The sequence below is a fragment of the Citrobacter sp. Cb031 genome (assembly GCF_030336725.1).
Lineage (GTDB): Bacteria > Pseudomonadota > Gammaproteobacteria > Enterobacterales > Enterobacteriaceae > Citrobacter > Citrobacter braakii.
The window spans coordinates 298,294-322,124 of the sequence record NZ_JAOWDA010000033.1 but is presented as its reverse complement, the minus strand read 5'-3'; the positions used below and the strand labels follow the sequence as shown (position 1 = coordinate 322,124).

General features: G+C 52.3%; 25 protein-coding genes and 3 tRNA genes. 16 read left to right on the top strand and 12 right to left on the bottom strand.

The features are described from left to right. The 3 genes from dnaT to OGV93_RS15180 form a co-directional block, all read right to left on the bottom strand. Nucleotides 1–540 (bottom strand): primosomal protein DnaT, encoded by a 540-nt coding sequence (gene dnaT / locus OGV93_RS15190; protein WP_016151588.1) that lies wholly within the window; start codon nt 538–540, stop codon nt 1–3. Nucleotides 541–663: 123 nt separating this feature from the next. Beyond that, complete coding sequence (locus OGV93_RS15185) at nt 664–1,137, bottom strand: threonine/serine exporter (protein ID WP_016151589.1); 474 nt, start codon at nt 1,135–1,137, stop codon at nt 664–666. Then, the gene (locus tag OGV93_RS15180; protein WP_016155624.1) at nt 1,128–1,904 is read right to left on the bottom strand and encodes a threonine/serine exporter family protein; all 777 of its coding nucleotides are present in this window, start codon (nt 1,902–1,904) and stop codon (nt 1,128–1,130) included. The genes OGV93_RS15185 and OGV93_RS15180 overlap by 10 nt, the downstream gene beginning before the upstream one ends. Before the next feature lie 458 nt (nt 1,905–2,362). Between OGV93_RS15180 and OGV93_RS15175 the strand changes: the two genes are divergently transcribed. Next, a complete protein-coding gene (locus tag OGV93_RS15175; protein WP_016151591.1) occupies nt 2,363–3,088 on the top strand; it encodes a helix-turn-helix transcriptional regulator in 726 nt (241 codons plus the stop codon). Next, complete coding sequence (bglJ, locus tag OGV93_RS15170) at nt 3,049–3,726, top strand: DNA-binding transcriptional activator BglJ (RefSeq protein ID WP_287109664.1); 678 nt, start codon at nt 3,049–3,051, stop codon at nt 3,724–3,726. The genes OGV93_RS15175 and bglJ overlap by 40 nt, the downstream gene beginning before the upstream one ends. A 54-nt stretch (nt 3,727–3,780) precedes the next feature. Here the strand turns inward: bglJ and OGV93_RS15165 are convergent, their stop codons facing one another. Then, complete coding sequence (locus tag OGV93_RS15165; RefSeq protein WP_016151593.1) at nt 3,781–4,242, bottom strand: YbaK/EbsC family protein; 462 nt, start codon at nt 4,240–4,242, stop codon at nt 3,781–3,783. Nucleotides 4,243–4,607: 365 nt separating this feature from the next. Here OGV93_RS15165 and OGV93_RS15160 point away from each other — a divergent pair, with 365 nt between their 5' ends. Beyond that, the gene (locus OGV93_RS15160) at nt 4,608–5,951 is read left to right on the top strand and encodes a PTS sugar transporter subunit IIC (protein ID WP_094760803.1); all 1,344 of its coding nucleotides are present in this window, start codon (nt 4,608–4,610) and stop codon (nt 5,949–5,951) included. A 29-nt stretch (nt 5,952–5,980) separates the two neighbouring features. On the opposite strand, the gene fhuF is transcribed toward OGV93_RS15160, so the two are convergent. Both fhuF and OGV93_RS15150 read right to left on the bottom strand, forming a co-directional pair. Next, entirely contained in the window at nt 5,981–6,769 is a 789-nt protein-coding gene (gene fhuF / locus OGV93_RS15155) for a siderophore-iron reductase FhuF (protein WP_047414505.1), read from the bottom strand. 108 nt (nt 6,770–6,877) lie between these two features. After that, nucleotides 6,878–7,954 carry a GGDEF domain-containing protein gene (locus OGV93_RS15150; RefSeq protein WP_287109662.1) on the bottom strand — a complete coding sequence of 359 codons (1,077 nt, stop codon included), beginning with the start codon at nt 7,952–7,954 and terminating at the stop codon, nt 6,878–6,880. A 216-nt stretch (nt 7,955–8,170) separates the two neighbouring features. Between OGV93_RS15150 and OGV93_RS15145 the strand changes: the two genes are divergently transcribed. Then, nucleotides 8,171–8,446, top strand: coding sequence for a DUF1435 domain-containing protein (locus tag OGV93_RS15145; protein ID WP_019078313.1), 276 nt, complete (start codon nt 8,171–8,173; stop codon nt 8,444–8,446). A gap of 39 nt (nt 8,447–8,485) precedes the next feature. Here the strand turns inward: OGV93_RS15145 and OGV93_RS15140 are convergent. The 4 genes from OGV93_RS15140 to rsmC form a co-directional block, all read right to left on the bottom strand. Continuing rightward, a tRNA-Leu gene (locus tag OGV93_RS15140) sits at nt 8,486–8,571 on the bottom strand. Nucleotides 8,572–8,602: 31 nt separating this feature from the next. After that, nucleotides 8,603–8,688, bottom strand: a tRNA-Leu gene (locus tag OGV93_RS15135). 28 nt (nt 8,689–8,716) lie between these two features. Further along, a tRNA-Leu gene (locus OGV93_RS15130) sits at nt 8,717–8,803 on the bottom strand. A gap of 209 nt (nt 8,804–9,012) precedes the next feature. Continuing rightward, the gene (gene rsmC, locus OGV93_RS15125; RefSeq protein ID WP_016151599.1) at nt 9,013–10,041 is read right to left on the bottom strand and encodes a 16S rRNA (guanine(1207)-N(2))-methyltransferase RsmC; all 1,029 of its coding nucleotides are present in this window, start codon (nt 10,039–10,041) and stop codon (nt 9,013–9,015) included. Nucleotides 10,042–10,144: 103 nt separating this feature from the next. Between rsmC and holD the strand changes: the two genes are divergently transcribed. The 8 genes from holD (at nt 10,145) to OGV93_RS15085 (ending at nt 16,655) form a co-directional block, all read left to right on the top strand. Next, on the top strand, nt 10,145–10,558 hold the full coding sequence (gene holD / locus OGV93_RS15120; RefSeq protein WP_003837254.1) for a DNA polymerase III subunit psi: 414 nt from the start codon (nt 10,145–10,147) through the stop codon (nt 10,556–10,558). Beyond that, complete coding sequence (gene rimI, locus OGV93_RS15115; protein ID WP_005123887.1) at nt 10,527–10,973, top strand: ribosomal protein S18-alanine N-acetyltransferase; 447 nt, start codon at nt 10,527–10,529, stop codon at nt 10,971–10,973. Before holD ends, rimI begins: the two co-directional genes overlap by 32 nt. Nucleotides 10,974–10,987: 14 nt before the next feature. Next, nucleotides 10,988–11,668 (top strand): pyrimidine 5'-nucleotidase, encoded by a 681-nt coding sequence (yjjG, locus tag OGV93_RS15110; protein WP_016151600.1) that lies wholly within the window; start codon nt 10,988–10,990, stop codon nt 11,666–11,668. Nucleotides 11,669–11,760: 92 nt separating this feature from the next. After that, nucleotides 11,761–13,350, top strand: a complete 1,590-nt coding sequence (gene prfC, locus OGV93_RS15105) for a peptide chain release factor 3 (RefSeq protein ID WP_287109660.1) — start codon at nt 11,761–11,763, stop codon at nt 13,348–13,350. A gap of 306 nt (nt 13,351–13,656) precedes the next feature. Beyond that, nucleotides 13,657–14,274, top strand: a complete 618-nt coding sequence (gene osmY, locus OGV93_RS15100; protein WP_016151602.1) for a molecular chaperone OsmY — start codon at nt 13,657–13,659, stop codon at nt 14,272–14,274. Between the two features lie 127 nt (nt 14,275–14,401). Further along, a complete protein-coding gene (locus OGV93_RS15095) occupies nt 14,402–14,563 on the top strand; it encodes a DUF1328 domain-containing protein (protein WP_003019081.1) in 162 nt (53 codons plus the stop codon). Nucleotides 14,564–14,808: 245 nt separating this feature from the next. Next, a complete protein-coding gene (locus OGV93_RS15090; protein WP_019078315.1) occupies nt 14,809–15,882 on the top strand; it encodes a patatin-like phospholipase family protein in 1,074 nt (357 codons plus the stop codon). Next, the gene (locus OGV93_RS15085; protein WP_287109658.1) at nt 15,879–16,655 is read left to right on the top strand and encodes a metal-dependent hydrolase; all 777 of its coding nucleotides are present in this window, start codon (nt 15,879–15,881) and stop codon (nt 16,653–16,655) included. Before OGV93_RS15090 ends, OGV93_RS15085 begins: the two co-directional genes overlap by 4 nt. Nucleotides 16,656–16,687: 32 nt before the next feature. Here the strand turns inward: OGV93_RS15085 and OGV93_RS15080 are convergent, their stop codons facing one another. Further along, nucleotides 16,688–17,551, bottom strand: a complete 864-nt coding sequence (locus OGV93_RS15080) for a YjjW family glycine radical enzyme activase (protein WP_047358375.1) — start codon at nt 17,549–17,551, stop codon at nt 16,688–16,690. Next, a complete protein-coding gene (locus tag OGV93_RS15075; RefSeq protein WP_204552689.1) occupies nt 17,523–19,073 on the bottom strand; it encodes a YjjI family glycine radical enzyme in 1,551 nt (516 codons plus the stop codon). The genes OGV93_RS15080 and OGV93_RS15075 overlap by 29 nt, the downstream gene beginning before the upstream one ends. Before the next feature lie 261 nt (nt 19,074–19,334). Here OGV93_RS15075 and deoC point away from each other — a divergent pair, with 261 nt between their 5' ends. The 4 genes from deoC to deoD all read left to right on the top strand — a co-directional run bounded on the left by deoC (nt 19,335) and on the right by deoD (nt 23,809). Further along, nucleotides 19,335–20,114 carry a deoxyribose-phosphate aldolase gene (deoC, locus tag OGV93_RS15070; RefSeq protein ID WP_016155634.1) on the top strand — a complete coding sequence of 260 codons (780 nt, stop codon included), beginning with the start codon at nt 19,335–19,337 and terminating at the stop codon, nt 20,112–20,114. A 179-nt stretch (nt 20,115–20,293) separates the two neighbouring features. Continuing rightward, nucleotides 20,294–21,616 (top strand): thymidine phosphorylase, encoded by a 1,323-nt coding sequence (deoA, locus tag OGV93_RS15065; protein ID WP_016151609.1) that lies wholly within the window; start codon nt 20,294–20,296, stop codon nt 21,614–21,616. Between the two features lie 50 nt (nt 21,617–21,666). Beyond that, entirely contained in the window at nt 21,667–22,890 is a 1,224-nt protein-coding gene (gene deoB / locus OGV93_RS15060; RefSeq protein ID WP_287109656.1) for a phosphopentomutase, read from the top strand. 199 nt (nt 22,891–23,089) lie between these two features. Continuing rightward, on the top strand, nt 23,090–23,809 hold the full coding sequence (gene deoD / locus OGV93_RS15055; protein ID WP_000224864.1) for a purine-nucleoside phosphorylase: 720 nt from the start codon (nt 23,090–23,092) through the stop codon (nt 23,807–23,809). Nucleotides 23,810–23,831 lie beyond the last annotated feature (22 nt).

The following is a 23,831-nucleotide window of genomic DNA, read 5'->3' as shown; positions in this document are numbered from 1 at the left end:
TTATCCTCTAAAACCCGGTGGAATATGGTTGTCAGGCTCGCTGACACTGTTCACATCGCGCTTCGGCATTCCGCCATTGCTGGCCCGGCCAATCTGGATGCTGCGTGCCAGTTTTTGCTGCCACTGAATATGGTGAAAGACTTTGCCTTCGGCCTGCCAGTAGGCGACAAATGAGGCCAGTTCCTCGGCGGTGACCGGTTCTCTTAACGCCACGCCCCACAGGGCGGCCTGGCGCTGAAAGTCGGCATCGGGCTGCCAGTCAGCGTACATCGCAAATTTCCCCATTGGCACGACAACAGGAGCGGTTTGCGGCTCTTCATAAAATTGTGCATCCAGCGTCACATCGCTTCCCGGGCGTGACAGCTTCTCTTCAAGCGCTAACAACTCGGCCAGTCGTGCAGGCGTCACCGCGTAAAATGCTGGCGCGTTATTGGCGAATACGGCTACGGCGCCGCCCGCAGACCTGGCCAGCACCGTGTGGTGATCGTGTAGTAAGGCGTCAATGCTAGTGACGTCCGGCGTCAAAATTTTGCTGGGCATAATGTTTCTCAATACTGAACAACAACCGAGAAGGGGACTGCTTTTATAGTAACACAGAGAAGAAGGAGAGCAGCAGATGAGGGGGCGATTCCCCTCTCTGCGAGGAGCTAACAAAGCGTGCCGCTAAACACGCGGGCGTTTGCGATACAGCCATAATCCCGGTACGGATAGCCCGATAGAGAGCGCTCCGACAATCGATGAGGCTTTCAGGAAATTGGTCAACAGCGTGATCATCAGCGCTTCGCTGTAACCAAAATGGCCGATTTTTACCGCCGAGATCATGGCGGTATAGGCCGAGATCCCAGGGAACATGGGGATTACTGCCGCAACGGTGAAGACTTTCGGATGCGCCAGATACCAGCGTGACCACTGGATCCCAATGCAGCCCACCAGTAGCGACGCCATAAAAGTTGACCATTCGATATTAAATCCAGCGCTCATCATCACCATTCGTGAACCGTGGCCGAGTGCGCCGAGTAACGCGCACCAGGGGAGCGCCCGATGTGGTACGTTAAATACCATGGCAAAACCAAGCGCCGGAATCGCCGACAGGATCATGTCCTGCATTAGCGCCAAAATGAAATCGATCACGCCCATCCGCGCAGCCCCCATAAGGTCATCGACATGACTACGCCAATGCAGGTCGCCAGCGTCAGCAGACTGGCAATAGCCCAGCGAGCGAGCCCAGTATTAATGTGTCCCTTAAACATATCCGCGACGGAGTTGATCAACGGAAAACCCGGAACCAACAGCAGCACGCTGGCGGCCATGGCGATGGTTGGAGTGTGGTTAAACGTCGGCAACGTCAGCAGCAGACCAGAAATCGAGGTTGCCACAAACGCAGTAATGCAGAAGTTGATTTGCGGGTGCAAATGCCGGGACGCCAGAATCTGGCGAATATACATCGCCACCATACTGGCGAAAAAGGTGATCACCGCGCCATCCCATCCGCCATTATTGAGTTTACAAAAGCAGGCGCAGGACAAGCCGACCATAAAGGCGACCAACCATCTTGGATAGCGCAGCGGTTTAATCTGGCTAAAGCGTTTCTCAACGCCTTTAACATCCAGCAGTTTGTGTTCCGCCAGAATAACGATGTGCTGCACCTCCGTCACGACGTGCATGTTAATTCCGCGATCCTGATTTTTTCGCGTTGAAGTCAGGCACTGCCCGTCTTTAATGGTGGTCAGGACGATGGCGTTAGAGGAGATAGCGCTTTCTACGCTATCCATGCCAAGCGCCAGCCCGAGGCGGGTGGATAGCTCGTCAACCAGCGCACTTTCTGCCCCATGCTGAAGTAAAAAAAGACCGCATTGAATACATAACCGTGTAACCGTTCGCTGTGACGACTGCTCTGTTTGCATGACTCGCTCTGACTGAAAAGGATCTCTTTGCGTGGCGGATGTCTTCTTTTTATCATGAAGCATGATCCTGTTGGCTCTGGCTAAGATCAATCTTTGCGTCGAAAAAAGATGCAGATCGTACGTCTGATGCGTTTGCACACCTCACTTGCTTATCAATAAAGACAGCGCTTATGAAAATGTAATATTATTTATCAGGATGGAAAATACGTAAGCAACGCTAACGATCTATTGTAGTTCTTTTAATTGTACAAAGAGTGTATTCATGAGTAATTATTGGCATGATGGTTCAATAGTTTGATGCTACTGGGATTGTAGCGGTATAACTTTGTTTATAAATAAAAGCCAAGGATAAACAATTCACCTCGTCTATTGTTTAGGATTTCCTGTTAATTAATACTTTTAATTTATCAGGGGATTTTTAATAAGTGCGAATACGGACTGGTGAGTGTGGAGGAGATATGTTGCCAGGACGCTGCAAAAACGCAATTATTATTAGTAAATTACCGATCGTACAAACCGGACTTAAAGGTGTAATGCAGGGGCAGTTCGCTGATTATGAACTTACCTACTGCCGCTCCGTCGAAGAATTGACGTTGCTGCAGCTGCGTTGTGCCGATTTGGTGATTGCTGATTTATCCGGAGACTGTAATCATCCACGTTCAGTCTGCGAACAGTATTATTCTTTATTATCTCAATACCGCGATATTCACTGGGTATTTCTCGTTTCTCGTGTTTTTTATCCGCTGGCCATTGAATTGCTGATGTGCCCTGTCAGTTCGCTGTTATCTGATGCCGAGACGATTGAAAGTTTGGTGAATGTTATTCACGCAGGAAATAGCCGAGCCGAGAGAATTAGCAAGTCGCTGCTTTCTCCGCCCGTGATGCCAGAATTAGCAGACCATAGCGCCCGCTCAATTGTACTTACCCTCTCGGAGAGGAAAGTGCTGAGACTCCTGGGAAAAGGTTGGGGAATTAATCAGATTGCGACATTGCTGAAGAAAAGCAATAAAACGATCAGCGCCCAAAAGAACAGTGCTATGCGTCGCTTGTCGATACATAGCAATGCAGAAATGTACGCCTGGATAAACAGTTCTCAAGGATCGCGAGAATTGAATTTACCTTCAGTTTATGGAGAAACCACGGAATGGAAAGCCGAAGCATCAAAAGAAACGTTGCGCTGGTAGAGAAGTGCGCGATGAGTAGCGTCGGTATTAAGAGCCTGTTTAATACCATGCCGGATAACCAATACGAACTACATATCTTTTCGAGCCAGCCTGCATTTAGTCAGGTTATGTTAAAAACGTCGTTTTCGGCGGTTATTTTCTCCCTCTCTGCAATCAGAACCGATCGCAGGGCCGGGTTAGCTTATCTGACGGAACTGGCTGTAAATTTTCCGCGTATTCGCCGGGTGGTTATTGCTGATGATGACGCTGAAGCGCGATTAATCGGCTCTTTGTCACCGTTGCCGTTAGATGGCGTTGTGAGCAAATCTTCTTCATTAACGCTACTGCAGGACGCGTTATTTACGGTATTGAACGGCCCCAACCGGGGAACCGAAGGTTCTAAAAACCATTGGTATATCAATCAAAGCCGTATGCTCAGTCCAACAGAACGAGAAATACTGCGCTTTATGTCGAATGGCTATTCAATGCCGCAGATCGCTGCTCAGTTAGAGCGGAATATTAAAACCATTCGGGCACATAAATTTAATGTGATGTCCAAGCTGGGCGTGAGCTCAGATGCCGGACTGCTGGATGCTGCAGATATCCTGCTGTACCTGCGTGCAGGTGAACCTGCACCTTTTCTACAGGCGGCTTCTTAGCGGGTAATGTTAGATCGTTTCGTGCCGGGTTTCGTTATCGGCACGGAACGTGAATCATCCCTGACACACATCCACCCAGGTGGCGGAAGTCAGCTCAGCCATCCTTTCTGGCGTGATACGAACGGCGCTGTGGATGGCGCCTGCGGCGGGAAGCACTTCAGCGTAATGCTTCAACGAAACGTCGCAGTATACCGAAATCGGCGTTTCCAGTCCGAAAGGGCAAACACCGCCAACGGGATGGCCCGTCGCGTTCACTACTTCATCGCTACTCAACATACGGGCTTTGGCACCGAAAGTGCTCTTTAGCTTTTTGTTATCCAGTCGGGCATCACCTTTGGCGACGACCAGAATAATGTCGTTCTTGACCTTAAGCGAAAGCGTTTTCGCGATCTGGCCTGGTTCGACGTTATGGGCTTTCGCTGCCAGATCGACGGTAGCTGTGCTCTGATCTAATTCGATAATCTCAATATCTGGTGCATATTGCGCTAAAAATTGGCGTACTGATTGCAAACTCATTCTTCTCTCCAAATCGCCTACAGGCAGCTCCATCCAGCAGAAAACCGCATGGCGTAATTTGTCATAGGGGCAAGCTCGCTGTAAATATTTTAATGTAACAACATGGCAACATTGGCAGTTTTTCGATCGTCTTCACAATCAAAGAAACCGGTTACAGTAACCGGTTGCAGAATGCTCAAATGGCGATTAATACTGAAGTTGTCACTTCCTCTGTATTACATAATAAGAGCCATCTATGAAACTGAACTCAAAATGCAGTAGCGCTGGCGTTCCTCCCGGCACGGTTGCGAAAAGTAGTAATGGGCTTTACGTGGTGGTGTTGATACCAGCACGGTTGCAGGGTTTTGCACAACGGGAGAACGGCTATGTCTACTAATCATGCTGTATTTAATGTGATTTTCCGCTTCGTTGAAAATTACGTCAGCCCTGTTGCCGGGCGCATCTCTTCACAACGTCATGTGATGGCTATCCGTGATGGGTTTATTTCGGCGATGCCCTTTATGATCGTAGGCTCGTTTCTGCTGGTTTTCGCCTATCCACCTTTCTCTCCGGATACCACCTGGGGGTTTGCACGTGCGTGGCTGGATATGGCGAAACAGTTTGAAGGCCAAATCCTCACACCGTTTGATATGACGATGGGGATCATGTCAGTCTACATATGTGCGGCTATCGCTTATAACCTGGGCAAGCACTATGTGAAGTCACATCAGCTAGATCCCTTCATGTGCGCGATGCTATCGATCATGGCTTTTTTGCTGATTGCTGCACCGAAAACCAAAGGCACTATGCCGGTTGATAGCCTGGGCGGTACGGGGATTTTCACTGCCATCCTGGTGGCTATTTACTGCGTTGAAATGATGCGCTTCCTGAAGGCGCACAACATCGGCATTCGTTTACCCGATCAGGTGCCGCCGATGATCAAAAACTCCTTCGATCTGCTGATCCCTGTGCTGGTGGTGGTACTGACGCTGTACCCGCTGAGTCTGGTGATTCAGTCGCAGTTTGACATGCTGATCCCGCAGGCCATCATGGCCATCTTTAAACCACTGGTGTCTGCAGCGGATTCTCTGCCAGCGATACTGCTGGCGGTGCTGATCGGCCATCTGCTGTGGTTTGCGGGTATTCATGGCGCGGCAATTGTGTCGGGAATGCTGCAAATGTTCTGGCTCACCAATCTCGGGATGAACCAGTCGGCGCTGGCGCAGGGCGCGCCTTTACCGCATATCTTTATGGAAGCGTTCTGGACGTTCTTTATTGTGGTTGGAGGTTCCGGCGCGACGATGGGGCTGGTGATTTGCTATCTGCGTAGCCGTTCGGCACATCTACGATCGATCGGGCGTTTGAGCATTGTCCCGAGCATTTTTAATATTAACGAACCGGTGATTTTCGGTACGCCGATTGTCATGAACCCAGTGTTCTTTATTCCCTTCCTGCTGGCCCCGATGGTGAACGCAGTGCTGGCCTGGGCGGCGATGAAGCTGGATTTAATTGGGCGGGTGATTTCAGTGGTTCCCTGGACGGCCCCGGCACCGGTTGGCGCGGCATGGGCGTTAGGCTGGGATTATCGTGCGGCCATTCTGGTTGTCCTGCTGGCACTGGTGTCTGCCGTCATCTACTTCCCATTCTTTAAGGTTTACGAAAAGCAGCTATTAGCGCAGGAAAAAGAAGAAGCACAGCGTATAGAAGAAGAAAATCAGCAGGTTGCATAACTGACGGGCGAGGGGCTACGGCTCCTCGCTTACTTCAGCGTGCAGTCACCGCATTGCTGGACATCGGGCAGGCGATAGCGCTGGCAGCAGGTTCTGCGCACTAACAGTCCCTCGCGCGGAACAACGGTACGCCACAGGGGATTATCCTGACCGCAGGAGAGTTGCTTCTCAAAAAAACAGGTCTGGCGCAGTGTGGTCAGCAGTTCTTCACCTAATAACGGCTTCATTTCCGTTAAATACCAGTGAATTAAATATCCGGTGTTGCTCCAGATAAGCTTCGCATTGATCTCGCCTGTCGCTTCCAGCGCCTGCACAACCGGCGTCAGCGCCGAGAGAATCAGCGTTTCCATGCGTTGCTGAGGAGACTGGGCCGTGACCTGGTGATCCTGATGCACGTCGATCCAGAAGCAGGCAGCACGGCCTGTTTCGTGGAATTCTACGTGCATGTGTTCAGGAGAGACATCGATGGCCTCTTTTTGCGTCAGCAGGGCCACCATGAGCGGAGGCATCATCAGGCCGATATACCACTGCGCCCAGAGAGATATCAGCGGCTTATTTTCGCGTGGCAGCGTGGGCTGATTGCGATAAATATGGTCTGAATAGACAGCCAGCAATGAACTTAGCGTCGTTGATTGCGTCCATTCATGTAGCGTCATCGCACCTGGCACGGGCGTTTCGTCAAGACGAATGAAGTCCAGCAGGTGCTCACGGGTGTTGGCTATCGTTGCGCGTACGGCAGCAGCCAGCGAGGGCATCTTTGCAGGCAGAGGGCTACGCCAGATGACATCTTCAACGATCGGTGCGGAACGATAAGCCATGTCGATATAAGGATGTTAATCTTAATGATAATGATTGCTAATCCTATAATTGACATTGAGCGATGGCAAGATCTTTGTCGCCATCCCGGGCCACACCGCACAGATAGCTCAGGCAGAAGGGCAGTTTACCCGCAGGTCATCGCAGACCAGCGTACTGTTGCGCCCAAGGCTCTTGGCCTCATAAAGGGCTTTATCCGCTCGGGCAACAGCGGCATCAATATCCTGCTCGACCAGAGGCGCAATACCAATACTCACGGTTACGTTGGTTGCCACGCTCTCGTTAAACATGTGAGGAATTTTAAGGTCGTACACCTTCTGGCGAATACGTTCGGCGGCAGCCTGGGCCTGCTGGGGATCGACCGCGGTCAGCAAAACCATAAACTCTTCCCCACCAAAGCGCGCCACCACGTCCCGGGAGCGCACGGAGTCACGAATCGCGGCAGAGACGCGGATCAGCGCCTGATCTCCCATCATATGACCGTAGTGATCGTTATAGGCTTTGAAGTGGTCGATATCCAGCAGCAAGACGTAGTGCTTCGCGTTGCTCAAGGCCAACAGCGTATCGAGTCGGTGTTGCAGCCCCCGACGATTGTACAAACCGGTTAGCGGGTCGAGCATGCTGAGCCCGTTCAGGGTCTCCCGTTCTTCCAGCAGTTTATACATCAGCTGCTGGGCGAAGCCATCGTAGCGCTTTTGTATCACATGCTGGATGGCGATCCCGGCCATGGGCAGCGCCATAAAATAGATAATTCGCAAACCATGCTCGCTGCCATTCAGCCATAAACAGACGGCGACGGAAGGCAATGAGTGAAGCGTAAACGCGATGATATTATTGGCAAAAGCGATAGAACCAATAAACAGCACGCTGAGAAGCGCGATTAATAGAAAATAATAATCATTATGACCCAGAGCGTTATATTTCAGGAAAATATGTAATGCCCATAGCAAACCAAAAACGATTGAAATAAAAGGAAGATTAATTCTTTTATCCACATATTTCCTATGCCATGCCAGCAACAATGTACTCATCACGAGAATCAGCAATGCCGGTACTGACAACGCTTTGACGGCAAACAGGGGAAAAAAAAGCGTAAACAGTGCGGAGACTGCGTTGAGCAGCAGAAATAATCGTAAAGAGAGTTGGTATTTTTTGGTGCGCAGAGCTCGCCAGGATTGTACTGTCATAGGTAAATATTGTTAGTTATCTGCAATGTACGAAGCTGTGTTGGTAAATAAAACAAATAACGAACGGGGTATCATTCGCAGAGGTTTTTATTGTTTTTAGTTGAAAAGCTAACCGGCGAGCAATTTATCACCTTAAATTATTCATGTCATCAATCGTTAAGTAAAACTCATATAATTGATAGTGCCTCCCAGCTGACAAATGAGAAAATTTATCATATGATATTGGTTATCATTATCAATGTCATAGGTGGTACCATGTTGCAACGTACGCTGGGCAGTGGATGGGGTGTTCTGCTGCCGGGAATACTGATTGCCGGGATGGCATTTAGCGACCTGTCGGTCTACGTATGGAAGGCGATGATTGTATTAGGATTACTGTTGACTTCACTCATGCTGTACCACAAGCGTTTGCGGCATTTTGTCCTGTTGCCTTCATGTGCGGCGCTGATCGGCGGCATTGTTCTGGTGATGATGAACGGGAATCAGGGATGAACAAAACAGGGAAGAAAATCAAGAGGGAAATAAGATAATTGGTGCGAGGGGGGGGACTCGAACCCCCACATCCTAAGGACACTAACACCTGAAGCTAGCGCGTCTACCAATTCCGCCACCTTCGCACAGTCATCTTATTTTTTGATATCGCCTCGTTGGTGCGAGGGGGGGGACTCGAACCCCCACATCCTAAGGACACTAACACCTGAAGCTAGCGCGTCTACCAATTCCGCCACCTTCGCCCAGTGCGAGCAATATCAACGTGGATTATGGTGCGAGGGGGGGGACTTGAACCCCCACGTCCGAAAGGACACTAACACCTGAAGCTAGCGCGTCTACCAATTCCGCCACCTTCGCATACCATCGACACTCAAAAAAGTATCGTTACCACGGAGGCGCATTCTAGTGGTTTTCAACTTTTCGTCAATAGTTAATTGCCCAGGACGCGCTTAATTGATGTAAAAATGGGCGCTAAACGCAGGCCGTGTAAACGAAGTGCCACCCCGCATTTAGCAAACCCTGCCGGATGGCGGTGCAGGCACCTTATCCGGCATGGGATGGCCGTTCTACTTCTTCGCCTGACGCGTCATGATGGTGCGATAGACCTTGAAGCGACCGGTCTGCGCGATAACTTCGTGGAAGCCAAACACTTCATCCAGTACCTTCGGATAAGGCAGGAAGGCGTTCGCCACGATACGCAGTTCACCGCCGCTGTTGAGGTGGCGCACTGCGCCGCGAATCAGCGTTTGCGCGGCGTCGAGGCTGGTCTGCATCCCGTCGTGGAACGGTGGGTTGGAGATGATCATATCAAAGCGACCCGTCACGTCAGAAAAGACGTTACTGGCGATTACGTCTCCTTCAATACCGTTGGCAGCAAGCGTTGCGCGGCTGGCTTCAACGGCGGCGGCACTAACATCGCACAGGGTTAAGCGCACTTTTGGCGAGTGGCTGGCTAAGGCGACGGAGAGTACACCTGCACCGCAGCCGACATCCAGAACTTTGCCTTTGGTGTGCGGCGTCAGCGTGGAGAGCAGCAGTTGGCTGCCAACATCCAGACCGTCACGGCTGAATACGCCCGGCAGCGTTTTGATGGTCAGATTTTCGGTCTGGTATTCATCCCAGTATTTTTCTGCATCAAAGACCGGCTGTTTTTCCAGACGACCATGGTACAGGCCACAGCGACGCGCGCTGTCGACTTTGTTCAGCGGCGCGTATTCGGCCAGCATCTGCTCTGCGCTACGAACGCCGCTGCGGTTCTCACCAACAACAAAAATATCGGTGCCCACCGGTAACAGCGACAGAATGTTCATCAACTGGAACTGGGCTTCCGGCTTATTCTTCGGCCAGTAGTAGATCAGCGTATCGCTATCGGCAACGTCATCGGCCTGCGCGACGAGGCTAAAGCGAACGTTGTCACCCATCTGGCGGTTAAGCACCTGCCAGTGGTGAAGCTGCTGAGTGTGCGCACGGCTGGCGGCGCATTCAAAATGGGCAGGCAGGTCATCCTGCAAATCACCGGCAAAAAGAATACGGCTTTGTTCGAAATCATCACTGTGGCGCAGCAAGACTTCACTTGCCGGGGTAAAAGCAGACATGGAGTGCTCCTTAAATTGTACAGCGGGGGATTATAGTTGTTTGATGGCACGGATTCGACAAATTTGCTATATTTGCGCCCCTGATAGACAGGAGTGTTTCGCTATGACATCCCGACGAGACTGGCAGTTACAGCAATTGGGCATTACGCAGTGGTCATTGCGTCGTCCCGGCGCACTGCAGGGCGAGATCGCGATTTCAATTCCTGCGCACGTCCGTTTGGTGATGGTTGCTGCACAATTACCCGCACTAACTGAACCGTTGATGAGCGATATTTTACGCGCATTAACCGTCAGCCCGGATCAGGTTTTACAACTGACGCCTGACCGCGTCGCCATGCTGCCGCAGGGCAGTCGCTGTAATAGCTGGCGGCTGGGAACCGAAGAGCCGCTGCTGCTGGAGGGCGCTCAGGTCGAGAGTCCTGCGTTTAATGAATTACGGGAAAACCCCGCGGCCCGCGCCGCGTTATGGCAACAAATCTGCGCATATGAACACGATTTCTTCCCTCGAACCGACTGATTTACCTGCAGCATTTCAGATTGAAAAACGCGCTCACGCTTTTCCGTGGAGTGAAAAAACATTTGCCAGCAACCAGGGCGATCGCTACCTCAATTTTCAGTTGAGGGTTGACGACGTAATGGCCGCCTTTGCGATTACACAGGTCGTGCTGGATGAAGCTACGCTGTTCAATATTGCCGTCGATCCTGACTTTCAGCGCCGGGGCCTGGGGCGTGAGCTACTGGAATACCTGATCGATGAGCTGGAAAAACGTGGCATTTTGACACTGTGGCTTGAAGTGCGCGCCTCAAATGCTGCCGCTATCGCGCTGTACGAAAGCCTGGGCTTTAACGAGGCGACGATCCGGCGCAATTACTATCCGACGGCCGATGGTCATGAAGACGCCATTATAATGGCATTGCCAATCAGCATGTAAGACAAGGTGTAATGATGAAGAAGTGGGACTGGATTTTCTTTGATGCCGACGAAACGCTGTTTACGTTTGACTCGTTTACCGGCTTACAGCGGATGTTTCTCGACTATAGCATTACCTTTACCGCTGAAGATTTTCAGGACTACCAGGCCGTAAATAAACCGCTGTGGGTGGATTATCAAAACGGTGCGATTACCTCATTACAACTCCAGCACGCTCGTTTTCAGAGCTGGGCTGAACGCCTGAAGGTTGAGCCAGGCCAGCTTAATGACGCCTTTATCAATGCGATGGCGGAGATTTGCTCGCCGTTGCCAGGGGCGGTTTCTCTGCTCAATGCGATTCGTGATAAAACAAAAATCGGTATTATTACTAACGGCTTTACGGCGTTGCAGCAAATCCGCCTTGAGCGGACGGGGCTGCGCGACTATTTTGACCTGCTGGTGATTTCTGAGCAGGTTGGCGTGGCAAAACCCGATCCCCGTATTTTTGACCATGCGCTGGAGCAGGCGGGCAATCCTGAGCGTTCTCGCGTACTGATGGTGGGCGACACCGCAGAGTCCGATATTCTTGGCGGCATTAACGCCGGGCTATCCACCTGCTGGCTAAATACGCACCACCGCGAGCAGCCAGCGGGCATTCAGCCGACCTGGACCGTAGCGTCATTAAGTGAACTGGAGCGGCTCCTGTGTAAACACTGATTGCCTCCCCCCCGTTGATGGGTAAAATAGCCGCAATTTTTCGTATTCAACTTGCACGGCCTGTTGCCGTGCTTACCTAAGAAGATTTGACTATGACGTTGTCTCCTTATTTGCAAGAGGTGGCCAAACGCCGCACTTTTGCCATTATTTCTCACCCGGATGCCGGTAAAACGACAATTACTGAAAAGGTACTGTTATTCGGACAGGCGATTCAGACCGCCGGTACGGTAAAAGGCCGTGGCTCCAGCCAGCATGCGAAATCTGACTGGATGGAAATGGAAAAACAGCGTGGTATCTCCATTACCACCTCTGTGATGCAGTTTCCATATCATGACTGCCTGGTAAACCTGCTGGACACCCCAGGGCACGAAGACTTCTCTGAAGATACATACCGTACTCTGACGGCGGTGGACTGCTGCCTGATGGTCATCGACGCCGCAAAAGGTGTTGAAGACCGGACCCGTAAGCTGATGGAAGTTACCCGTCTGCGTGATACCCCGATCCTGACCTTTATGAACAAACTCGACCGTGACATCCGCGATCCGATGGAGCTGCTGGATGAAGTCGAGAATGAACTGAAAATCGGCTGTGCGCCGATCACCTGGCCGATTGGCTGCGGTAAGTTGTTCAAAGGCGTCTATCACCTATATAAAGACGAAACTTACCTGTACCAGACGGGTAAAGGCCACACCATTCAGGAAGTGCGCATTGTTAAAGGTCTGAACAACCCGGAACTCGATGCCGCCGTGGGGGAAGACCTGGCGCAGCAGCTGCGCGACGAGCTGGAGCTGGTGCAGGGCGCGTCTAACGAGTTCGATCATGAGCTGTTCCTCGCGGGCGAAATCACCCCGGTATTCTTCGGTACCGCGCTCGGTAACTTCGGCGTTGATCATATGCTGGATGGCTTAGTGGAGTGGGCGCCTGCGCCGATGCCGCGTAAAACCGACACCCGTGTCGTTGAAGCCTCAGAAGAGAAGTTCACCGGCTTCGTGTTTAAAATTCAGGCCAACATGGACCCGAAACACCGTGACCGCGTGGCGTTTATGCGCGTGGTGTCCGGCAAGTACGAGAAAGGTATGAAAATGCGCCAGGTGCGCATTGGTAAAGACGTGGTTATCTCCGATGCGCTGACTTTTATGGCCGGTGACCGTTCTCACGTGGAAGAGGCGTATCCGGGCGATATTCTGGGTCTGCACAACCACGGTACTATCCAGATTGGCGATACCTTTACCCAAGGCGAAATGATGAAGTTCACTGGTATTCCGAACTTCGCGCCGGAGCTGTTCCGTCGCATTCGTCTGAAGGATCCGTTGAAGCAGAAACAGCTGCTGAAAGGGCTGGTTCAGCTGTCCGAAGAGGGCGCAGTGCAGGTTTTCCGTCCGCTCGCTAATAACGATCTGATCGTGGGCGCTGTTGGTGTGCTGCAGTTCGACGTGGTGGTTTCACGCCTGAAGAGCGAATACAACGTTGAAGCGATTTATGAGTCGGTCAACGTAGCGACAGCACGCTGGGTAGAGTGTTCTGACGTGAAGAAATTCGAAGAATTCAAGCGTAAAAACGAAATTCAGCTGGCGCTGGATGGCGGCGATAACCTCACCTATATCGCGCCGACCATGGTTAACCTGAATCTCACCCAGGAACGTTACCCTGACGTTCAGTTCCGCAAAACGCGCGAACACTAATCGACCTTCAGGGCACGGTATCCGCCGTGCCCTACAACTTTTCCTGTCTTTTAAATCCCTTGCGGAATGTTCTTAAAACCTCTCGTTTTTCTTTTGTTTGCACGTTTTTTAGTCAATCTGGACTGCGATCACGAAATCCTGAACTATATTTAACAATGTGATGACATAAATGTCGGCGTTAAATGCTTTTTAGGCTGCCTGTTGCAGCTTCTATTGCTGATATTTATTCCACTTACAAGATTAGTTGCTGGCTCAAGCCGTTTTACGGCAGAGCGCAGCTTTTAGCAAACATACAGGAATACATCGATGACAATGACAGGACTTAAGATTTCTAAAACGCTGCTGGCCGTGATGCTGACCTCCGCTGTTGCAACGGGTTCTGCTTATGCAGAAAACTCCACGACGGATAAAACGCAATCCGGCGTCGAAAGTGCGGGGCAGAAAGTCGATAGCTCCATGAACAAAGTCGGTAATTTCATGGATGACAGCACCATCACTGCGAAAGTAAAAGCCGCGCTGGTGGATCACGATAGCATTAAGAGCACCGACATTTCCGTTAAAACCGACCAGAAGGTGGTGACGCTAAGCGGGTTTGTTGAAAGCCAGGCACAGGCCGAAGAGGCAGTTAAAGTCGCCAAAGGCGTTGAGGGTGTGACCTCCGTTAGCGACAAACTGCACGTACGTGATAGCAAAGACACTTCTGTAAAAGGCTATGCGGGCGATACGGCAATCACCAGTGAGGTAAAAGCCAAGCTGCTGGCCGATGATATTGTCCCTTCCCGCAAAGTGAAAGTTGAAACCACCGATGGCGTGGTACAGCTTTCAGGAACCGTTGAATCACAGGCTCAAAGCGATCGCGCTGAGAGCATCGCCAAAGCGATTGATGGCGTGAAAAGCGTCAAAAACGATCTTAAAACTCACTAATTAGACTTAATTCGTCCTCCCGACGTTTGTCGGGAGGCGTGTTGTGCACCACACTGAAAATATCGCCGATGGGCAGCCTGAGTGCTCATATCAAGCGGTGACATTAACTATGGTAAAGGAGAAGCGCATGTTTCGATGGGGCATCATATTTCTGGTTATCGCGTTAATTGCCGCTGCACTGGGTTTTGGTGGACTGGCGGGTACCGCTGCTGGCGCAGCGAAAATTGTTTTTGTGGTGGGGATCATTCTGTTTCTGGTCAGCCTGTTTACAGGTCGTAAACGGCCCTAGCGACATCCCCTTTATTCTTCAAGTTAAAGGTGCGTGGGCTACGCGTGCTCGCCCGTATCACTTACCAGAGTAAGCTGGTCGGGATTCACGCCCTTGCCGCCTTCTTGTGACTCGAATTATTTTGGGGATTAACCGTAAAGATAACTTGCTACTAAGCCAGTCCACCGGACTGGCTTTTACGGTTTTAGCATCAGGCAATTTGCGTTACTTTGTTGTTCTATTACAAAAACAACAGGAAGGCAGAGGTGGGGCAGAGAATACCCGTCACGCTCGGTAATATTGCGCCGTTATCGTTACGTCCGTTTCAACCAGGCAGTATGGCGCTGGTGTGTGAGGGCGGCGGACAAAGAGGCATCTTCACCGCTGGCGTATTGGATGAATTCATGCGCGCGCAGTTCAATCCTTTTGATCTCTTCTACGGGACCTCCGCTGGTGCGCAAAACCTTTCAGCCTATCTTTGTAACCAGCCGGGTTACGGTCGTAAAGTCATCATGCGTTACACTACCCGACGTGAATTTTTTGACCCGGTGCGCTTTGTGCGCGGGGGAAATTTAATCGATCTCGATTGGCTAGTGGATTCGACCGCGTCCCAGATGCCGCTGGCGATGGATAACGCCGAGCGCCTGTTTGCCGCAGGGAAATCGTTTTATATGTGCGCCTGTCGGGGCGATGACTACACGCCAGGCTATTTTTCGCCGAACCGGCAAAACTGGCTCGATCTTATTCGTGCCTCCAGCGCGATTCCCGGGTTCTACCGCGCCGGGGTTGCGCTGGATGGTGTGAATTATCTCGATGGAGGAGTCAGCGACGCCATTCCCGTGCAGGAAGCGGCGAAGCAGGGGGCAAAAACGCTGGTGGTTATCCGCACCGTGCCTTCGCAAATGTATTACACCCCGCAGTGGTTCAAGCGTATGGAACGCTGGCTGGGCGAAAGCAGCCTGCAACCGCTGCTGAATCTGGTCCAGCACCATGAAGCCAGCTATCGCGCGATTCAGAGTTTTATTGAGAAACCGCCGGGCAAGCTGCGTATCTTTGAGATCTACCCGCCCAAACCGCTCCATAGCATGGCATTAGGAAGCCGTATTCCGGCGCTGCGGGAAGATTACAAGACCGGACGCCTGTGTGGTCGTTACTTCCTGGCAACCGTCGGCAAGCTGTTGGCGAAAAATGCGCCGTTGCCTCGTCAGACGCCGAAGATTATGGTGCCGGGACCGGTCGTGGTTCCACCTGCGCCGGTGGCTAACGACGCTCACGCCCCCGTGGTGACCAATGCGCCTCAGGCTAACGACACGACGTTTAATAATGAGGATTTGGCGTGAGTTATCGTTTTATTGATACGCATTGTCACTTTGATTTTCCGCCGTTTACGGGCGATGAATCTGCCAGTATTCAGGGCGCGACTGACGTCGGCGTGCAAAGCATTATCGTTCCGGCCACCCAGGCGGCAAATTTTTCCCGTGTACTGGCGTTAGCGGAAAATTACCCTCCATTGTTTGCCGCCCTGGGGCTGCACCCCATTGTTATTGAGCAACATAGCGATGACTGCCTGGAGCAGTTGCAGCAGGCGCTGGATAAGCGTCCGCAAAAGCTGGTGGCGGTAGGTGAGATTGGGCTGGATCTTTATCGGGACGATCCGCAATTCGATAAGCAAGAGCGGCTGCTGGAAGCGCAGCTTAAGCTGGCGAAGCGTTACGAATTGCCGGTGATCCTGCATTCGCGGCGCACTCATGACAAGCTGGCGATGCACCTGAAACGCCATGCTTTACCGCGAACCGGCGTGGTGCATGGATTTTCCGGGAGCGTGCAGCAGGCCGAACGTTTTGTGCAACTGGGCTACAAAATTGGCGTGGGCGGCACCATTACCTATCCGCGCGCCAGTAAAACCCGCGAGGTAATGGCGCAACTGCCGCTGGACTCACTGCTGCTGGAAACTGACGCGCCGGATATGCCGCTCAACGGCTTTCAGGGACAGCCGAATCGCCCGGAGCAGGTGGTCAGAGTCTTTGATGTCCTCTGCGAGCTGCGCCCGGAACCTGCGGATGTTATCGCTGATTCGCTGTATCGCAATACGACGGCGTTATTTGATTTTTAATTGCCGGACTACGGATACGTCGCATCCGGCAATTACAGGTACAGCGCCGGGAAGATCAAATTATCCACTCCGCGCTCGCGCAATCCTTGCGCCAGTTGCTCCACATCCTCAGGCGTGGCGCTCGGCCAGTCCTTCGCTTCGCCGTACACCCCGTGCGCATGAAAGGCATTTAGCCGCACTGGTACATCACCTGAACGTTTGATAAACGCCGCCAGTGCATCGATATGCTGTAGATAATCCACGTGGCCAGGAATAACCAGCAGGCGCAGTTCCGCAAGTTTTCCCTGCCCGGACAAAAAGGTAATGCTTTGTTTAATCAGCGTGTTATCGCGGCCAGTCAACTGTCGATGACACGCGCTATCCCAGGCTTTTAAATCGAGCATTACGCCGTCGCATACCGGCAGCAGTTTTTGCCAGCCGGTTTCGCTCAGCATGCCGTTGCTGTCTACCATGCAGGTCAGGTGTTGCAGTTGCGGATCGGTTTTGATCGCGTTAAACAGCGCCACGATAAACGGCAACTGGGTGGTCGCTTCGCCGCCGCTGACCGTAATTCCTTCAATAAACAGCACCGCCTTGCGAATATGCTGCAGCACTTCATCAACGCTCAGGGTTTGCGCCATCGGCGTGGCCTGCTGTGGGCACATGTGCAGGCAGGTATCGCACTGCTGACATACGTCGGATTGCCATCTCACTTTCCCCGCACTCAGGCTCAGCGCCTCATGCGGGCAATGCAGGACACATTCCCCGCAGTCGTTGCAGCGTCCCATCGTCCACGGATTGTGGCAATTTTTACAGCGCAGGTTACATCCTTGCAGAAACAGAGCCAGGCGACTGCCCGGCCCGTCGACGCAGGAGAAAGGAATGATCTTACTTACTGAAGCGCATCTGCTGTTCATGGCTAATCACGCGAGGTTGTCGTTCCAGAATGCGGGTATTGCGCGCGGCTTCTTCGCCCAGCCAGGTGGTGTTGGTGCGTGAACCTTCGGCGCGATATTTTTCCAGATCCGACAGGCGTACCATATAGCCGGTGACGCGGACCAGATCGTTACCACTCACGTTGGCGGTAAACTCACGCATCCCAGCTTTAAACGCCCCGAGGCACAATTGCACCAGCGCCTGAGGATTGCGCTTGATGGTTTCATCCAGCGTGAGAATGTCGCTGATCCCAGCGTGATAATACGCATGATGCGGCGCGACGGTTTGCAGGTGAGTGATCGGATCCGGCTCATCGCCGTAGGGCAGACGCGCGCCCGGCGTGGTGCCGATGTCAGAACTGATCCCTGACTGTGCGTGCAGCATTGCGCGCTGCTTCCAGCCAAATTTCACCGGGGTACTTTCTACAAACTCCGCCAGTTGGGCGCTGATGCGATAGCCGAGCTGATTGGCGACCTCGTCTTTTCCGTAGCGAGCATTCTGCCCCGCCTTATCGCACAGCAGGTTCACCGCCTCCGCCAGGCCATACATGCCGAACATAGGGACAAAACGTTCGGGATCAATCAACCCTTCCTGCACCAGGAAGCTATTCTCAAAGAAATGTGATTTTTCATAGAGGAATTCACATCGTGAATCAATGATGGCGATTTGCTGCTGGCAATAGTGCGGTAGGGTGCGCGTAAAGAAGTCATCGACAGAGGTGCTGCGCTCTGCGATGGCTTTCAGATTGAGCCTGACCAGCGTGCTTCCACCCCCGGCGAGCGGCAACGAGTTGTAACAGCTGACGACGCCATACTGACCTTTTGTGAAAATTTTATCATTTTCGGGGCCGTTGGAAATGTGCGGCTTACTGCACTCGCAGATATTTTGCGCCACGTTGAGCAGCAGGTCGTCAGGTGTAATTTGCGGATCATAAATGAACGTCAGATTAGGCGAAACCTGCTTTAACTCTGCGTCTGCGCGTAAAATTGCACGAGTGACAGGCGTATCTGCGGGGCCGATATTGGCATGCATAAATGCGTCTGGCAGGGTTCTGTCGAGATAACGCCAGAAACGTTTTATTCGAATATCGATCTCATATTGTGTTAGAATTCTAACATACGGTTGCAACAGAACGTCGAGCTGGCCGAGATAGACCGGCATCGAGGTGACTGACGGAACGTGGTGATACAGGATGGTGAGTAAGGATAACGCGTCATCAAGATCCCTGGCTCCTTCCAGTTCCAGCCATGAGGAACCGTTGGCCAGAAAACGCGCGTAGTCGGGTAAAACATAGCGCGGTTTGAACGGGGCATGACCTTCATACATATCGCAGATCACCCCGTCATCCAGCGCCTGGCGAGCCTCAGCAGGTAGTTGCGGGTAAGGCAGCGCGTTTTCAGCCTCCAGTGCCAGGAAGTGGCGTTTCTGCTCAGGGCTGAGCACCGGACTGGTCACGATTTGTTGGCAACGCTGTTGCAGCGCGAGTTCGCTTGAAGTGGGCATCGTTGATTCCTTTTTATCCCGAAGGTGTAACGCCATTGTAGAAAGCAACGCCGCCACAACCTTTGATCCGGATGCGCCTGATGCCACCGCATCCCTTCTTGAAAGGTGATTTATTTGAAGTAGATCTCATTAGAGTAATGCAAATCTGTATGTGGTTTTCATTAACTGTGATGTATATCGAAGTGTAATAGCGAGCGGATGTTAGAATACTAACAAACTCGCAAGGTGAAATTTTATACGGCGATGCCGTTGGAGAATGTTATGACCGATTTAACAGCAAGCAGCCTGCGTGCACTGAAACTGATGGACCTGACCACCCTGAATGACGACGACACCAATGAAAAAGTGATCGCGCTGTGTCATCAGGCGAAGACCCCGGTAGGCAACACTGCCGCTATTTGCATCTATCCGCGTTTCATCCCTATCGCGCGTAAGACGCTGAAAGAGCAAGGCACTCCGGACATCCGTATTGCAACCGTGACCAACTTCCCGCACGGCAACGACGACATCGAGATTGCGCTGGCTGAAACCCGCGCGGCGATTGCCTACGGCGCGGATGAAGTTGACGTGGTGTTCCCTTACCGTGCCCTGATCGCCGGTAACGAGCAGGTTGGTTTTGATCTGGTTAAAGCATGTAAAGATGCGTGTGCGGCGGCAAACGTGCTGCTGAAAGTGATCATCGAAACCGGTGAGCTGAAAGAAGAGAGTCTTATCCGTAAAGCGTCTGAAATCTCCATCAAAGCGGGTGCTGATTTCATCAAAACCTCTACCGGTAAAGTGCCGGTAAATGCGACGCCGGAAAGCGCACGTATCATGATGGAAGTGATCCGCGACATGGGCGTTTCTAAAACTGTAGGTTTCAAACCGGCAGGCGGCGTGCGTACCGCAGAAGATGCACAGCAGTTCCTGGCGATTGCCGACGAACTGTTTGGCGCTGACTGGGCCGATTCCCGTCACTATCGTTTTGGGGCATCCAGCCTGCTGGCGAGCCTGCTGAAAGCGCTGGGGCACGGCGATGGTAAGAGCGCAAGCAGCTACTAATTACTCGTCATACTTCAAGCCGCAGGTGCGTTAGCTGCACTCCCTCACCCCAGTCACTTACTGTAGTAAGCGCCTGGGGATGAGCTTCCTTGCCGCTTCCTGCGACTCGAATTGTTTAGAGTAATCATTCATTGCAGTGGGTTTTCCGCTGCATTTAACCTGATTTATCGGGGGTTACCATGTTTCTCGCACAAGAAATTATTCGTAAAAAACGTGATGGTCATGCGCTGAGCGATGAAGAGATTCGTTTCTTTATCAATGGGATTCGCGACAACACCATCTCTGAAGGGCAAATCGCCGCCCTGGCGATGACCATTTTCTTCCACGATATGACAATGCCTGAGCGTGTTTCGCTGACCATGGCAATGCGTGATTCAGGAACCGTGCTGGACTGGAAAAGCCTGCAGCTGAACGGCCCGATTGTGGATAAACACTCTACCGGCGGCGTGGGTGACGTAACGTCACTGATGTTAGGCCCGATGGTCGCTGCATGTGGCGGCTATATTCCGATGATCTCCGGACGTGGTCTGGGTCATACCGGCGGTACGCTCGATAAACTGGAAGCCATCCCAGGGTTTGACATCTTCCCGGACGATGCGCGTTTCCGTGAAATTATTAAAGACGTGGGTGTGGCGATTATTGGGCAAACCAGCTCGCTCGCACCGGCGGACAAACGTTTTTATGCCACCCGCGATATTACCGCGACGGTGGATTCCATCCCGCTGATTACCGGCTCTATCCTGGCGAAAAAGCTGGCGGAAGGGCTGGATGCGCTGGTGATGGATGTGAAAGTAGGCAGCGGCGCCTTTATGCCGACCTATGAGCTTTCTGAAGCGCTTGCCGAAGCGATTGTCGGCGTGGCGAACGGAGCGGGTGTACGTACCACCGCGCTGTTAACCGATATGAACCAGGTACTGGCATCCAGCGCAGGTAACGCGGTAGAAGTCCGCGAAGCGGTGCAGTTCCTGACAGGTGAATACCGCAATCCACGTCTGTTAGACGTCACGATGGCGCTGTGCGTGGAAATGCTGATCTCCGGCAATCTGGCGAAAGACGATGCCGAAGCCCGTGCGAAATTGCAGGCGGTGCTGGATAACGGCAAAGCGGCAGAGATTTTTGGTCGCATGGTTGCAGCGCAGAAAGGCCCGACCGATTTCGTCGAAAATTATGCGAAGTACCTGCCGACGGCAATGCTCAGCAAAGCGGTATATGCTGATACCGAAGGTTTTGTCAGCGCTATGGATACCCGTGCGCTGGGAATGGCGGTTGTTTCCATGGGCGGCGGTCGTCGTCAGGCTTCGGACACCATTGATTACAGCGTTGGCTTTAGCGACATGGCGCGTCTGGGCGACAGCGTAGACGGACAGCGTCCGCTGGCGGTGATCCACGCCAAAGACGAAGCCAGCTGGCAGGAAGCGGCGAAAGCGGTCAAAGCGGCAATTAGCCTTGACGATAAAGCGCCAGAAATTACACCGACAGTCTATCGTCGTATTACCGAATAACTGTATACTGATCTGATCGCTTTTTTGCGGCGCAGATGTTGGAGAACAAGATGAAACGTGCATTTATTATGGTGCTGGACTCCTTTGGTATTGGTGCGACTGAAGATGCGGATCGCTTTGGCGACGTAGGCTCAGACACTATGGGACACATTGCAGAAGCCTGTGTGAAAGGCGAAGCTGACAAGGGTCGCAAAGGTCCACTGAATCTGCCTAACCTGACCCGTCTGGGCCTGGTGAAAGCTCACGAAGGTTCTACCGGTAAAATTGCTGCTGGTATGGACGGTAACGCGGAAGTGATTGGTGCCTACGCCTGGGCGCATGAACTCTCTTCCGGGAAAGACACGCCGTCTGGCCACTGGGAAATCGCGGGTGTTCCGGTTCTGTTTGACTGGGGTTATTTCTCCGATCATGACAACAGCTTCCCGCAGGAACTGCTGGATAAACTGGTCAAACGTGCCAACCTGCCGGGCTACCTCGGCAACTGCCACTCTTCCGGTACCGTGATCCTGGATCAACTGGGTGAAGAGCATATGAAAACCGGCAAGCCGATTTTCTATACTTCCGCAGACTCCGTGTTCCAGATTGCCTGTCACGAAGAGACTTTTGGCCTGGATAAACTCTACGAACTGTGTGAAATCGCTCGTGAAGAACTGACCGAAGGTGGTTACAACATCGGTCGTGTTATCGCGCGTCCGTTTATCGGTGATAAAGCGGGTAATTTCCAGCGTACCGGTAACCGTCACGATCTGGCCGTTGAGCCGCCAGCACCGACCGTGCTGCAGAAACTGGTCGACGAGAAAGACGGTCACGTGGTTTCCGTCGGTAAAATCGCGGATATCTACGCTAACTGCGGCATCACCAAAAAAGTGAAAGCTACCGGCCTGGACGCGCTGTTCGACGCCACCATCAAAGAGATGAAAGAAGCGGGTGATAAGACCATCGTCTTCACTAACTTCGTTGATTTCGACTCTTCCTGGGGACATCGTCGCGATATCGCTGGTTACGCTGCAGGTCTGGAACTGTTCGACCGCCGTTTGCCTGAACTGATGGAACTGGTGGGTGAAGATGACATTCTGATCCTGACCGCTGACCACGGCTGTGACCCGAGCTGGACCGGCACTGACCACACCCGTGAGCACATTCCGGTGCTGGTTTACGGCCCGAAAGTGAAACCAGGTTCTTTAGGCCACCGTGAAACTTTCGCGGATATTGGCCAGACGCTGGCGAGCTACTTTGGTACATCGCCGATGGACTACGGTAAAAACATGCTGTGATACCCGTTGTCTTTCGCGCTGTAGATGCGTTGACTTCATTCGCTCACCCCGGTCACATAGGTAATCTATGCTCCCGGGGGTTCCGAATTCGTCGCCTTCCTACAACGCGAAATCCTTAGGGTATTTGAATTCGTTTTGTCGGTTGGGTAAGGCAGTGCTACCCCCCCGACAAAAACAATAAATCAAAAGGGAACTGAAGATGGCAACTCCACATATTAATGCAGAAATGGGTGATTTCGCTGACGTCGTATTGATGCCGGGCGACCCGCTGCGCGCAAAGCATATTGCTGAAACTTTCCTCGAAGATGTTCGTGAAGTGAACAACGTTCGCGGCATGTTAGGTTTCACCGGTACTTACAAAGGCCGTAAGATCTCCGTTATGGGTCACGGGATGGGTATCCCGTCCTGCTCTATCTACACCAAAGAGCTGATCACCGATTTTGGCGTGAAGAAAATCATTCGCGTAGGTTCCTGCGGCGCTGTGCGTATGGACGTTAAACTGCGTGACGTGGTTATCGGTATGGGCGCCTGCACCGACTCCAAAGTAAACCGTATCCGTTTTAAAGATCATGACTTCGCAGCTATCGCTGACTTCGACATGGTGCGTAATGCAGTTGATGCGGCAAAAGCGCTGGGCGTAGACGCGCGCGTGGGCAACCTGTTCTCCGCTGACCTGTTCTACTCTCCGGACGGCGAAATGTTCGACGTAATGGAAAAATACGGCGTGCTGGGCGTGGAAATGGAAGCGGCGGGTATCTACGGCGTTGCGGCTGAGTTTGGTGCGAAAGCGCTGACCATCTGCACCGTGTCCGACCATATCCGTACTCACGAGCAGACCACTGCCGCTGAACGTCAGACGACCTTCAACGACATGATCAAAATCGCACTGGAATCCGTTCTGCTGGGCGATAAAGAGTAAGTGTTGTGATGCCCGGTAGCGC